13 protein-coding genes are annotated in these 12,893 nt (G+C 41.5%); 2 read left to right on the forward strand and 11 right to left on the reverse strand.

The genetic code is table 11. The features are described 5' to 3' along the window. From SPADD19_RS09285 to SPADD19_RS09335, 11 genes are all read right to left on the reverse strand, one after another. Positions 1 to 824: YitT family protein (locus SPADD19_RS09285; protein WP_061455857.1), on the reverse strand; the 824-nt coding region annotated here is incomplete at its 3' end. 75 nt (positions 825 to 899) lie between these two features. Next, positions 900 to 2,654, reverse strand: coding sequence for an aspartate--tRNA ligase (gene aspS / locus SPADD19_RS09290; protein ID WP_061455858.1), 1,755 nt, complete (start codon positions 2,652 to 2,654; stop codon positions 900 to 902). Between the two features lie 97 nt (positions 2,655 to 2,751). Then, a complete protein-coding gene (locus SPADD19_RS09295) occupies positions 2,752 to 2,976 on the reverse strand; it encodes a hypothetical protein (protein ID WP_021154124.1) in 225 nt (74 codons plus the stop codon). A 251-nt stretch (positions 2,977 to 3,227) separates the two neighbouring features. Further along, the gene (dltD, locus tag SPADD19_RS09300) at positions 3,228 to 4,496 is read right to left on the reverse strand and encodes a D-alanyl-lipoteichoic acid biosynthesis protein DltD (protein ID WP_061455859.1); all 1,269 of its coding nucleotides are present in this window, start codon (positions 4,494 to 4,496) and stop codon (positions 3,228 to 3,230) included. Continuing rightward, complete coding sequence (dltC, locus tag SPADD19_RS09305; protein ID WP_003002265.1) at positions 4,489 to 4,728, reverse strand: D-alanine--poly(phosphoribitol) ligase subunit DltC; 240 nt, start codon at positions 4,726 to 4,728, stop codon at positions 4,489 to 4,491. The genes dltD and dltC overlap by 8 nt, the downstream gene beginning before the upstream one ends. Positions 4,729 to 4,742: 14 nt before the next feature. Beyond that, positions 4,743 to 5,996, reverse strand: a complete 1,254-nt coding sequence (gene dltB, locus SPADD19_RS09310; RefSeq protein ID WP_023919938.1) for a D-alanyl-lipoteichoic acid biosynthesis protein DltB — start codon at positions 5,994 to 5,996, stop codon at positions 4,743 to 4,745. Then, a complete protein-coding gene (gene dltA / locus SPADD19_RS09315; RefSeq protein ID WP_061455860.1) occupies positions 5,993 to 7,543 on the reverse strand; it encodes a D-alanine--poly(phosphoribitol) ligase subunit DltA in 1,551 nt (516 codons plus the stop codon). Before dltA ends, dltB begins: the two co-directional genes overlap by 4 nt. 18 nt (positions 7,544 to 7,561) lie before the next feature. Beyond that, positions 7,562 to 7,690: a teichoic acid D-Ala incorporation-associated protein DltX gene (locus SPADD19_RS09320; RefSeq protein ID WP_003002102.1), complete on the reverse strand. Its 129-nt coding sequence runs from the start codon at positions 7,688 to 7,690 to the stop codon at positions 7,562 to 7,564. A 169-nt stretch (positions 7,691 to 7,859) separates the two neighbouring features. Beyond that, positions 7,860 to 9,119 (reverse strand): S41 family peptidase, encoded by a 1,260-nt coding sequence (locus tag SPADD19_RS09325; protein ID WP_061455861.1) that lies wholly within the window; start codon positions 9,117 to 9,119, stop codon positions 7,860 to 7,862. Between the two features lie 92 nt (positions 9,120 to 9,211). Then, positions 9,212 to 9,895, reverse strand: a complete 684-nt coding sequence (locus SPADD19_RS09330) for a DUF4956 domain-containing protein (protein WP_049471785.1) — start codon at positions 9,893 to 9,895, stop codon at positions 9,212 to 9,214. Further along, positions 9,888 to 10,661, reverse strand: a complete 774-nt coding sequence (locus tag SPADD19_RS09335; protein ID WP_061455862.1) for a polyphosphate polymerase domain-containing protein — start codon at positions 10,659 to 10,661, stop codon at positions 9,888 to 9,890. The genes SPADD19_RS09330 and SPADD19_RS09335 overlap by 8 nt, the downstream gene beginning before the upstream one ends. 214 nt (positions 10,662 to 10,875) lie before the next feature. On the opposite strand from SPADD19_RS09335, the gene SPADD19_RS09340 reads away from it, so the two are divergent. Together SPADD19_RS09340 and SPADD19_RS09345 are read left to right on the forward strand one after the other, a co-directional pair. After that, positions 10,876 to 12,123 (forward strand): carbohydrate-binding domain-containing protein, encoded by a 1,248-nt coding sequence (locus tag SPADD19_RS09340; RefSeq protein ID WP_023919946.1) that lies wholly within the window; start codon positions 10,876 to 10,878, stop codon positions 12,121 to 12,123. Between the two features lie 89 nt (positions 12,124 to 12,212). Further along, positions 12,213 to 12,893: DUF4947 domain-containing protein (locus SPADD19_RS09345; RefSeq protein ID WP_042766417.1), on the forward strand; the 681-nt coding region annotated here is incomplete at its 3' end.

Below are 12,893 nucleotides of genomic sequence, written 5' to 3' on the forward strand. Positions count from 1 at the left end.
ATAACTGTCAGCAGAACCGCTTTTTCCTGATGGTTATAGGTTCCTTCTGCATTGTGGATAATGGTTGCTCCACGATGCAATTTTTTATGAATCTTTTCAATAATGGCATCCGGCTGGCTCGTTACGATCATTGCCTGCATCCGTTTTTGCTTGGTAAAGACAGCATCCGTTACTCGACTCGATACGAAGATGGTAATCATAGAGTAAAGAGCATACTTCCAACCAAAGGTCAGACCAGCGATCAACATAATGGTCCCATTGACCAAAAAGGAGATACTGCCGACATTCTTTCCTGTCCGTTTTCGAATCGTCAAACTGACAATATCGGTTCCCCCACTGGAAATGTTGTTCCGAAGAGCAAAACCAATCCCTGTTCCCATGACAACCCCACCAAATAGGGCATTCATGATCGGATCGTTGGTCAACGTAATCACTGGCACGAACTGAATAAAGAGGGAACTCATCGAAACCGTAATAAAGGTAAAGATGGTAAATTTATGGCCAATTTGATACCAAGCCACAATCATCAAAGGGATATTGATGGCATAAAAGGTCAAGGAAACGGGAATCGTAAAGCCAATAAAGCGTTGGCTCAGAACAGATAAAATCTGAGCTAGCCCTGTTGCACCGCTGGAGTATACATGTCCTGGTTGAAAGAAGAAGTTGACGGCAATCGCTGATAGAAAACCATACAGCAAGGAAGCTGACACTTTTTCATCGTATTTCTCACGGGAGATGCTCTTCAGCACGCGCAATAATTTAATGTTATAAGCTAGTCGCCGCACATGATAGCGAAATAGCTTATGAAAGCGAGTTTTTTTCATTTTCAATCCATCGATTAGAAGAAAAGGAAGATCTTAGAGCAACTGATTCCTAGACTTTCCCTTTTCTCTCTTGTCCTATTCTTGCTCTGCTAGTTCTACTTGAAGATTTAACTCATCCAATTGCTTTTCAGAAACGACAGAAGGAGCTTGTGTCATTGGATCTGTCGCCTTGTTATTCTTCGGAAAGGCAATGACTTCCCGAATATTATCTTCACCTGCAAGAAGCATCACGAAGCGGTCCAAACCAATCGCCAATCCTCCATGTGGTGGGAAACCGTAATCCATTGCTTCCAACAAGAAACCAAATTGTTCATTAGCAGCTTCTTTTGTAAAGCCAAGTGCTTTAAACATCCGTTCTTGTAAATCTTTATGATTAATCCGTAGGCTTCCTCCACCTAATTCATAGCCATTTAAGACGATATCATAGGCAATTGCTCGAACTTTTGAAAGATCACCTTCCAATTCATGCTCTGTTTCAGCTTGTGGGAGTGTAAATGGATGGTGAGCAGACATATAACGGCCTTCTTCTTCAGACCATTCAAACATTGGCCAATCCACTACCCAAAGGAAGTTGTATTGATTGTTGTCAATCAAGTCAAGCTCTTTCGCAAGACGAACACGCAAAGCACCAAGCGTTGCATTGGCTACTTCAAGAGTATCCGCTACAAAGAGAACTAGATCCTTGTCTTCTAACTGTAAAGCAGCTGTCAAGTCACTTGTCAAGTCTGTCAAGAACTTCGCAACAGGACCGTTCAAAGCACCTTCAGCATATTTCACCCAAGCAAGACCTTTTGCACCGTATTGCTTCGCAACTTCTGTCAATTTATCGATGTCTTTACGAGAGTAATGATCCGCTGCACCTTTGACAACAATCGCCTTAACTGCTGGAGCTTCTGAGAAGACTTTGAAGTCTACACCCTTGACAAGCTCTGTCAAGTCTTGGAGCAACATTTCAAAACGTGTATCTGGTTTATCTGAACCATACAAGGCCATGGCATCATCATAATTCATCCGTGGGAATGGGAGTGTTACTTCAATTCCCTTGGTTTCTTTCATGACACGTGCAATCAAGCCTTCTGTGATATCCTGGATTTCTTGATCACTCAAGAAAGAAGTTTCCAAGTCGACTTGTGTAAACTCAGGTTGACGGTCTCCCCGTAAATCCTCATCACGGAAACACTTCACGATTTGATAATAGCGGTCAAATCCAGCATTCATCAACAATTGTTTTGTAATCTGAGGACTTTGTGGAAGGGCATAGAAATGCCCCTTATTGACACGGGAAGGAACCAAATAGTCACGCGCTCCTTCTGGAGTTGACTTAGAAAGAAACGGTGTTTCCACATCAATAAATTCTAATTCATCCAAGTAATTGCGGATTGAATGGGTTACTTTTGCACGAAGTTTGAGGTTTTCCAACATCTCAGGACGACGAAGGTCTAAGTAGCGGTAACGAAGACGAGTATCATCATTGGCTTCAATACCGTCCTTGATTTCAAATGGTGTTGTTTTTGCGGTATTGAGAACCGTAATAGTTTCTACCTTGAGTTCTACTGCTCCTGTAGGCAAGTTTGGATTAGCTTGTTCACGAGCTTCTACAAGACCTGTCACTTCTACAACATATTCACTACGGATGCTTTCGACTGTAGCCATCACTTCTGTACTAACTGTTTCTGGATTGATCACCAATTGCATGATCCCTTCGCGGTCGCGTAGATCGATAAAGATCAAACCACCCAAGTCACGACGACGGCTAACCCATCCTTTCAAGGTAATACGAGTTCCAATGTGTTCTTCACGAACACGTCCAGCATACATTGAACGTTTCATTTCTAATTAATCTCCAAACTAATATTCTTCCTTCTATTTTACCATAAAGACCAGCAGAAAGTGGCCTTTAGCTCAACTTTTTCAGTCACCAACTTCTTTAATTATCGTGGCTCTCTTCTTTCTTTTTGGGATCATCGTAGAGAGTGGGTGCTAGCACCTTCATTAAAGTCGCCGTCCCAAATCGCAAGACAGCTGCTGCTAGTCCAAAAATAGGGGATAGGTAGCGGAAAAAGAAATCTCCCCTAAGCACATAGGTCATGCCACCCACAATAAAAAAGATCACAATTCCCTGAACGATTGCGTAAAACCAAATTTTTTTCACACTATTCTCCTTTTCACAAACCAGCTGACTTATCCACTGTTTTTTATCACTTATCCACAAAAATGTGGATAACTTTCACTTTTTGCCCCCTCAAAAGAGGAAGCGTCAGAAGCATCAGGACTTGCTTTCATCCATTTACAAGCAAGTTTCCCACAGCCTGTGGATAACTCTCTTGCTTATTTGTGACTTTCTCGTCACTTTCCTCACAAATCAAGGAGCCAGGATTTGATCCTGCCCCCTTTGATCAAGCATTATTTAAATTCGTCTGGTGTCCCTTTATATTGGGCCCAGTCTTTGCTGAAGAAGCGATCATTTAGATGGTAAGTTGGTGCTTTTTCAGCCTTTGTGACAAAGGGATTGACCGCTTTATCAAAGGCTAGCCAACCATTCCATCCCATATGAATCGTATCTTCCATAAAGTAGGGCTGATCACCATCTTTAGAAAAGTCTGCAATATTGGTGAATCCTTGACTTTCCAATTGGTAACGAATCTTTTGAACAGCCTGTTCATACTTTTCTTGGCTCAAGCCTGTGTATTTCATCCATTTGGCATTTACTGGAGGAATGACAAAGATAACATTGGTCCGAGATTTAGCAAACTGGTCTAGAACCAACTGCAAGTCATTGTACTCAGGAGATTGAACATAGGATTCGTTTTTTTGGAAACCTTTTAGTTTCTTCAACTTCATTTTTAAACGAGTATTGTAAAAATGATTGCTGATTCCAAGGTCGTTGTTATTGGTTTTGATTTTTGCTTCAGCCGTTGCAATTTCTTCCAATTTCTCATATGAGAATTGATCTGGTAAATCTTGTAGACGTTTTTTGACCTTCTTATCGTAATTCCCGTTTGTACGCGTTGCAAGATTACTAAACAAAGCATCTTCGCGTTGGACAAGGTGGGAAACAAACTGGTTCAAAGACTGATCAAATCTGGAAATTTTCTTTCCTTGAGAAATTTTGCTCACAACACTTTGAAAGGCGACATTTGGATACTGTTGTAACAGACGCTTCGCGGCATACTGGGATGCAGCATCCTGTTGGTGATTGGCAATAAAGCTATTCAACTGATCGCTATTAAAGAATTGTTGAAAGGCAGAGGAATCATAGCCCTTCTTGGTAAACCATTGCGGAGAAACCACATAAACAGCTGTATTGTCCTTGAGTTCTGGCAAAATCTGTTGCATTCCAAAATACTGGTTCAAAGAAGCCGCACCACGTTCTCCTAAAAAGTAGGGTCTGTAATTGCGGTCATATTTTTCAGCTAAAACCGCTGGATGCACCACATCAAAACGTAACCATTCACTTGAGCCAAAATAAGGGACAAAGCGATGCTGTGGATCAGAAAGTGCTTCTTGTTTCTTTGTACGACTCTTGAATCCTTCTGCATTCAGGCTTACCGCAGCTTTTTTCTCTTCGGTATAGTTGTGCTTATGATTGATTGGATAAAAGAATAATAAAGCTGCTACCATGAGGAGCGCGCAAAATACGGGCCCTAAAATCAGCCACAAACGCTTAAGCATTCTGAAGCTCCGTTACACCTTCTACGATCTTGTTGGCAGTGTTCCAATCATCGCGTCCAAATTCTGATACAGGAACACGGATGCCAAAGCGATTTTCCAATTCCACAATCAATTCGACTGTTCCCATACTATCAAGAACACCCGCATCAAAGAGATCCTCATCCATCATGTCTGAGACATCTTCCATAAACAATTCGTCAATAATTTCAATTACTTGTGATTTTACATCCATTTTTTATTCTCCTTTTATTTCACTTTTGGGAACCATTGCTGATCCAAGAATCCTGAGAAGATCAGGAAGGACAGCATCACTGTATTAAAGGTGATAAAGATCCCCAAAGCCTTGGTCCAACGATTGTCCGGTATCGGATCCAATCCTTTTGCTTTTCTTTCTTTATTAATAGATTTTTTCTTTCGAATCCAGGCATCATTGATAACCATTCCAAGCCCATGGAAGAGCCCATAAGCGATATAGTACCAGGTCACTCCATGCCAGAAGCCCATGACCAACATATTAATAATGTAGGCAACATTTGAGGTCGTGATCCGGCTCTTGAACACTTTATTGCGCATCAATACCATCACGAGACGCATAAAGACAAAATCACGGAACCAGAAAGATAAACTCATATGCCAACGATTCCAGAATTCCTTTAAGTCACGTGATTTAAAGGGACGATCAAAGTTAATTGGACTTTTAATCCCCATCAGATTGGAAGCTGCTAAAGCAAACATCGAATAGCCCGCGAAGTCAAAGAAGAGGTCAAAGCCATAAACATACATGACTCCCAGCGTTCCGATATTGAAGAATCCACCTTGAGACAAGGCATAGGTCTGCACATGACCTAACAATAAGTGGCCAAAAATATGAGCTAGGATAAATTTATAAAGGAAGCCATACATGATATACTTAACAGCTTGCTCCAACATATCCAATAATTCTTCACGCTCAGGAATGGCTTTATAATCCTCATTAAAACGCTTGAAACGATCAATCGGCCCACTTGAGAAGGTCGGCATAAAGAGCATAAAGCGTAAGAATTCCCAAAGTGTGAATTCTTTCAAGACACCATCTCGCATTTCGATGATCATTCCGACAGCTCGGAAGGTTAAATACGAAATCCCTAAAAATCCAAACAAGGATTGGTGCCCATTCTTGATCGCTGGCTCTACCTTAACAAAGATCAGGGGCAAGACAGACAAGAAGGAATGAAGATAGAAAATCCACTTGTTGTCCGCTTTCTGACGATAGATTTTGTAGGAATACACAATCAAGATTTGCCAGACTACGTAAAAGAGCAGGGCATAAATTTGCTTGAGATTCGAACCTGTCAGCATCAAAATGATAAAGATCAGACTCACAAGTCCTTCATATACCGGAAATCTCTTTTTGAAAAAGAGGCCCACAAAGATCGGCAAAAAAGCTAGAATGAGGTAGATAAAATAGATCGGTGTTCCATAGTGTTCTAAATGAGGGAGCTGTTTCAAAAACTCGATCATCGGTTATTAACCTCGCTAATCAACCCTTTGATGTCGATTTTCCCGTTTGGTGTTAATGGCAGGCTGTCACGATAGAGGAATTTTGAAGGCATCATATAAGACATCATGATGTTTTCTAAATCTTCCTTAATGGCTTTCGTGATATCAATTTCGCGCTCAAATTGTTCTTTGACACCCTCTTTTAAGATGACATAGGCCAAGAGATTTTGGACCTTGTGATCTTTATTATAACGCGGTACTGCGACTGCTGAGTCAATATACTTCGATTTATTCAAGTTTTGAGAGACATCCTCTAGCTCGATACGATAACCGTTAAACTTGATTTGGAAGTCCATCCGTCCACCGTAGAGAAGAAGACCTTCATCTGTCATGGTTCCGACATCTCCTGTATGGTAGGCTGGAAGACCTTCAAATTCGAAGAAGGCTTCTGCTGTTTTCTCTGGATTATTCATATAACCTTTTGAAACGGCTGGTCCAGACACGATGATTTCCCCTTGCTCACCATTTGGCAATTTGTTGCCTGCCTCATCAATGATGAAGGTTGGAGAATCTTCTTTGGTATAACCAATTGGCAGACGTTTCAAAGTCGCTAACATCTCATCTGTTACGGCTACAGCCGAAAGAGCTACAGTTGCTTCTGTTGGGCCGTAGGCATTGATGATGCGTGCATTTGGGAAACGCTCGCGCAATTTCTGAGCAGTCTTGACTGTCAACTCTTCCCCATCAAAGTAGAAATGGGTGATCCCTGGCATTTTTTCAGCATTGAAATCTTCAGACAACATGGCCATATCTGCAAAAGATGGTGTTGAAGTCCAGATAGCAATCGGAAGAGAAAAGATGGTCGCAAAGAGTTGTTTGAAGTCTTGAGTAATGGCTGATGGAAGAGCAAAAAGCGTTCCTCCAAGAGCTAAGGTCGGTGCCCAGTACATGACAGACAAGTCAAAGGAATAGGGCGGTTGCGCCAACATTTGCGGACGCTCTGGCGTTGCAAATTCCTTGTCCGTAATCATCCAGTTGGTAAAGCTGAGCAAGTTATCGTGCGAAATTTGCACCCCTTTTGGTTTCCCAGTTGTCCCTGAGGTAAAGATGATGTAGTAGTTATCATCCCCTTTGACCGGATGTTGCAAGTCATAGGCATGCTGAGCCGCATAAGCTTCACGCACTTGCTCCAAGGACATGATTGGAGCAGTTGGGTTTTCCAATGGAAATTCATTGATAGCAATAATCAAGCTTGGCTCTGCTACTTCAACAATGGCAGACACGCGCTCCAAGGCAGAGTGGCTATCAATTGGGATATAGGCATGGCCAGATTTGGTCAAGGCCACAAAGGTTGCTAACATTTCATATTCTTGTCCACCAAAGACCACTACAGGTGACTTTTCGGGAAGTCCCATTTGGTCAAGGTGGGCAGCCAAGCTATCTGAATCAGCCTTCAATTGGCCATAGGTATGCTCCTCACCAAGGACATTGTAAACCGGATAGTCTGGTTGTAGTTGCGCATAACGTTCAATTGTCTCGATCATATCAGTAATTGGTTGGTTTGACACGGCTAGGAGTCTCCTTTTCTAAAATTCGTTGTAGATAAAGCCACCCTGACCTTGACCAAGGTAACTAAAGAAATAAAGTAGGGCTAGGAAAATGGCGAAATACAAGACCGTCTGCCCGATAAATTTATAAAGTGTTTTATGTTTCATAAGTTTCACTCTTCATTTTGATTGTTACTCACTATTTTACCATTTTTTATACCAAGTAAGCAATTTTAAACATAGTGAGAATGTCGTAGAAAACGTTATCATTTCAGATCATTCAAGTCGTTTAACGAAAGCATTTTTCTTTAATCAGTTTTCTGGTTGAAATCCTATTCTATTTCACAGTCCCCTGATGAATCAACTCCAGACACTTGTCCAGATCCACATCTCTCTCGAAATGGCTAGGTGTCCAAGGAATCTCTATATCGGGTAGAACACCTTGATCCGTCATTCCTTTACCTTGATCTACGCATAGACAACGAGAAGTAGGAAACATCAATTGATAATCGCCATAATCAACGGTACAACAATTGGAATAGTCTAAAATTCCGAGAGTCGGTCTACCTACCACCGTTACCTTCTTAAACTGCTTCATCATCTGAACAAAGTTATCGCCAGAAGAACCGCAATAGATATCTGATAAGACAAAGATCCGTTCAGGATAGTGGCCACCTTTAACCTCTGGGAAGAATTCCTCACTTTCTTGCTTATACGGTACATAGCCTTTCCCCCGATGGTGGATCAAATTCTCTTTCATATCTTCAAGTAGCTTAACTGTTTCGGGACTAATTTCTTCCTGTTGCATCCAGTCCTCAAAGTCTTTCAAGCGCAGGTCAACATTGCGCTCTGTGTAGAGAATTTCCATGCCATCATCATCCCAGTCAAGCGAATCATAGCCCTGATCCTTCTCTAAGCCTAGATGTAACAGAGGAAGATATAGAGAGTCCGTCCCTCCACTGTTGCGTCGGACATCAATGATAAGAAACTTGACTTCCGTCATCGTCGGTAAACACTCTTGGTATAAACGACCCAAAGATCCTTCATCCATAAAGTTATCCAGACGAAGATAAAGAATCCCATCGTCTAATCGTTTCCAAAAAATCTGATCCTGGATCGGTTCTCGGCTAGGGACTACTTCAATGGTCTTTTCTATCCCTTCTCGAATCAAAGTGACACTAGTTGACTGACAGACCAAATCTGCCCATTCTCTATAGTGTCTTTCGGGGGTCTTGCTAATAAAATAGTCTTTATGAAGAGAAGCTATCTGATCCAAGTCACTTCCATCCAAACCTAGGATCTGATCTCCTACTTGAAGACCCGTATCTTCATTAGCTTCCTCAACATACAGTTTCTGTCCGTTTATTCTCAAAAGAAACCCTTTTGGACTGGCCTTTTTATCTCGAAAGGAAACATGCCCGATCACCCCAAAACTAGCTAAGTAAGTCTTAACTTGATAGAGAAAGGCATCATCTGTCATATCATCTGTAATGTTTTCTCGAAAAGGCTCTAGATCGCATCCTTTTCGATCCTTGATGGTAGATGAATCATGGGTCATAATAGAGACGACATCTTCAAAAATAGCAGTCTTTTTCATAAAGGATTCCTTCCATTTTTTAGAAACAGTATACCACTTTTTCTTAAAAAGTTCTTAAAACCCTAAAAAACTATCCTAAAGTAGGATAGCCGTTATAGATTCTTTCTTTTCTTCGCTTTCTTTGTCAGAGCGACATCACAATTTTCAATCTTGCTAATCAATAGATTGGCAAGGCCAAAATCATCAATGTTTGATTTCATATTTACCTCATAGTTCAAGGTCAGTTGTTCTCCAGCTTGGGCCGTTGTGACAGAAATAAAGTCAATCTCTGAACACCTTTGGTCCAACAACTGGCTGATTTGTTCTGCAACAGAATCTTGTTTTGAGACGGTAATGGTCAAATGACGGCGCCGTTGATGGTCTGCCTTGCTCTGTTTGTTCTCTAATACCAGCCATACCCCTAGTAAAGAAAGGGTTGATAATATGGCCAATAAAAGATAGCCTGAACCTGCCGCTAGTCCTATAATCATAGCTAAGAAAATGGCAATCAACTCTCTCGAACCACTCGTAGCCGAACGAAAACGGATCAAACTAAAGGTCCCTGCCACTGCAATCGAGGTTCCCAAACTTCCATTGACCAAAAAGATCACTAAGGTCATCATACAAGGAAGCAAGGTCAAACTAATGACAAACTCTCGAGTGTAAAGTGTCCGGTATTTATAGGTCCAAGATAGGGCCAGCCCTAGAAAGAGGCTGACCAAAAGGGCCAGCAGCAAGCGCAAGGGATCCACCGTTGCTGTAGCATTATTAAAAATAGAATCAAATAGATTAGACATAGGCAGCACCTACCGTTTCTTGAACTGGTCTTGGGGCATAATCCAAGCCTTGTGATTTATGATAAGCACAGCTATATTTTGAAAATTTCTGTTTCACCAAACCATACTTCTCTAAAATATCCTTTAGCCATTTAGGTTCTTGGCCAGGAGCCTTAATTTCCATGATCACGAAGTCATCCTCTAGTAGAGGTTCTCCTTTCTTCCCATCAAAAAGGCTAACAGCCTGGTCTCGAAAGACTTGATCGATTGTCACGCGAATCTTCTGATAAGGATAACCCTGAATGGATTTCTTTTCTTTAAGAGACAAGCGATCATAGTAAATAAACATCCGTGGTTCCAATCGATAACCATAACGTTTGCGCAATCTCTGAATCTCTTGCACTAAGTCTGGATCTTGTATCTGATGATCTACTTTCCCATCTGTCATCAAGTTGATAATGGCTTGCGAAGTGGCGACTAGACGGAATTTATGGCCAATTCCTTCTTCATCTTTTGACTTCACCTCTAGAAATACTGGACTGTCTGCTTGAGGTTTTTCTATATAAGTCCGCATCCGAATTTTTTCACGGCGGTGTTGTTTGGCAAGAGCATCTTGAATGACATCAAAATTTTCCGTATCAAAATAAATGTTTGAAATGGTTGAAGTTGGGTAATCATCTTCTACGACGTATTCTTTTAAGTCTTTGATCAAGTCCTTCACGTCATCTTTTGCGACGATATATTTTGTTTCGATTCGTTTGAAACTTGTCTCAATTGTTTTTTTCATGTTTCTTCTCCTTTAAGGGGGATCTATTGTTTCTAACCTTCAGTAAGTATGAATACGACTTACGTGCTTTCTAGTTTAATGGGACTTTCTTAACTGGTCATTAAGCCAAATTTAAAGAAAACTAAAGTTAAGGTTCCTTTCAGAAAAACTTTAGGAAACTTTCAGCTAGCAACTTTAGACTAGGAGCATATCAATTGAACGAGAGGAAAAGCTCATGAAATCAAACAAATGGAAATTTTTATTAACGGGGGCCGCAACCCTCACCTTACTGACAGCTTGCACCCAGGCGTCATCACAATCAGCTACAAAAAGCAATACTGCACAAACTACCGCTACTTCTACTTCAAAAAATAAAACAAACAATTCCAACTATTTTACAGATAAGGACAAGGACAGCTCTTACGATGAAAGCAAAGCCTCTACTGTAAAACTGTCTGGATCTTCTGCAAGTGTATCAGGTGACGGCGTAGCTGTATCTGGATCCACCGTGACCATCTCAAAGGCTGGAACCTATGTCATCTCTGGTGAATCCGATGGGGTTCAAATCAAGGTCGAAGCAGGTGACTCAGATGATGTTCACATCGTCTTGAAAGGCGTTACCATGACCAACACCAACTCACCAATCTCTGCTACAAAAGCAGGACATGTCTACCTCACTTTAGCAGATGGCACGACCAATACCTTATCTGATTCAAGTTCAAACAATGATGAAGATGCCGATGCAGTGATCTTCTCTAAAGGCGACCTCACCATCAATGGTTCAGGTACGCTCAACATTGATGCCAAGAAGAACAACGGTATCAAAGCCAATGACACCCTCCACATCACAGGTGGAACCTATAAAATCACGGCTGTAGGAGATGCCTTCAACGTCAATGACGAACTCAATATCACTGGCACGACCATGAGCATCGATGCAGATGAAGATGCCGTCAAGGTGGATAATGATGAAGATACTTCTGTTGGAACCATGTATCTGTCTGACAATACCATGACCATTTCAGCTGGGGACGATGGAATCCATGCTTCTGGTGATCTGATCATCGATAGCGGAACCTATGAGGTAACCGAGTCTGTCGAAGGTCTCGAAGGAAAATCGATCACCATCAACGGTGGTGATATCACCATCTATGCAACCGATGATGGTGTCAATGCAGCCAATGCTAATGCCAACCAAGATGAAATTTTCTTCACCATGAATGGTGGAACCCTTAACGTTGAAGTTGGGCAAGGCGATACCGATCCAATTGATTCGAATGGAAATATCACTGTTACAGGAGGAACCATTAAATTAACGGGACAATCTGGATTCGACTTTGATGGTACTGCTACCTACACTGGCGGAGACATCTATATCAACGGTGAAAAACAAACGGAAATTGTCAACTCCATGCCTGGAGGCGGTGGGGCTCCAGGCGGTGGCGGACCTCAAGGCGGTGGACCTGGAGGTGGGCATCCATAATAACAAATAAAGGCAGGATTTCTTCCTGACCTTTTTTTGTTACCCTTTTTATGATAGAATAGAAAATCAATCAGCTTATCGAAAGGAACATGATGAAAAAACAAACACTCCCTCTTTTCTTCACACTCTTGCTATCTCTTCTTTTTCTATCAGCCTGTGTGCCGGACCTTAAGATCGACTTTAAAAAAGAACCAACTACTACCAGCTCAAAAAAGAAAAACACTAAAAAAAGTAGCTCGAGTCGTTCTAGCCACCCGAGTCGTTCAACTAGTTTAAATAGCTCAAGCAACTCCTCTAGCTCTCCTTCAACCACAACGCAGCCCTCTTCTGACAGCGTCACAACCGAAGGACTCCCTAAAAATGCTCAAGAAGCTCCCAAAGATAAGATTTATGCGACAGGAAACCTAAAAGTGGCCTACTCTAGAAATGGCGATACTATTTTTGCCCAGACGCCGGACTATGAAGGATATACCACTGCCCTTGTCCAAACAATTCTTGGGAATCCAGAGAAACAAATAACAGCCCCTGCTTATATTGCCGAATCTTTTGAAAATACCGAATTAGAAAATATTAAAGCGCTCTACCATGAGGGAAAAATAACAGAAGAACAAGCGCATGCCTTTTTGATGGGAGCTGTTGATCTCAAACAAGCTTCTAAATCCGGAGTAGACTATACCATTTACACCTATAAAAATAACACCATCCAACTGGTCTTTGAAAACGACCAACTTCTCTATATTACTCCAAATCCTGATGTTGTTTTCTTTAAA

This window comes from Streptococcus parasanguinis (assembly GCF_001578955.1).
Taxonomy (GTDB): Bacteria; Bacillota; Bacilli; order Lactobacillales; family Streptococcaceae; genus Streptococcus; species Streptococcus parasanguinis_U.

What these genes read in the sequence shown, in the direction of transcription:
- SPADD19_RS09340 (WP_023919946.1), top strand. Translation starts at nt 10,876, where the DNA reads ATGAAATCAAACAAATGGAAATTTTTATTAACGGGGGCCGCAACCCTC.
- dltD (WP_061455859.1), bottom strand. Translation starts at nt 4,496, where the DNA reads ATGCTTAAGCGTTTGTGGCTGATTTTAGGGCCCGTATTTTGCGCGCTC.
- dltB (WP_023919938.1), bottom strand. Translation starts at nt 5,996, where the DNA reads ATGATCGAGTTTTTGAAACAGCTCCCTCATTTAGAACACTATGGAACA.
- dltC (WP_003002265.1), bottom strand. Translation starts at nt 4,728, where the DNA reads ATGGATGTAAAATCACAAGTAATTGAAATTATTGACGAATTGTTTATG.
- SPADD19_RS09330 (WP_049471785.1), bottom strand. Translation starts at nt 9,895, where the DNA reads ATGTCTAATCTATTTGATTCTATTTTTAATAATGCTACAGCAACGGTG.
- SPADD19_RS09325 (WP_061455861.1), bottom strand. Translation starts at nt 9,119, where the DNA reads ATGAAAAAGACTGCTATTTTTGAAGATGTCGTCTCTATTATGACCCAT.
- SPADD19_RS09320 (WP_003002102.1), bottom strand. Translation starts at nt 7,690, where the DNA reads ATGAAACATAAAACACTTTATAAATTTATCGGGCAGACGGTCTTGTAT.
- aspS (WP_061455858.1), bottom strand. Translation starts at nt 2,654, where the DNA reads ATGAAACGTTCAATGTATGCTGGACGTGTTCGTGAAGAACACATTGGA.
- SPADD19_RS09335 (WP_061455862.1), bottom strand. Translation starts at nt 10,661, where the DNA reads ATGAAAAAAACAATTGAGACAAGTTTCAAACGAATCGAAACAAAATAT.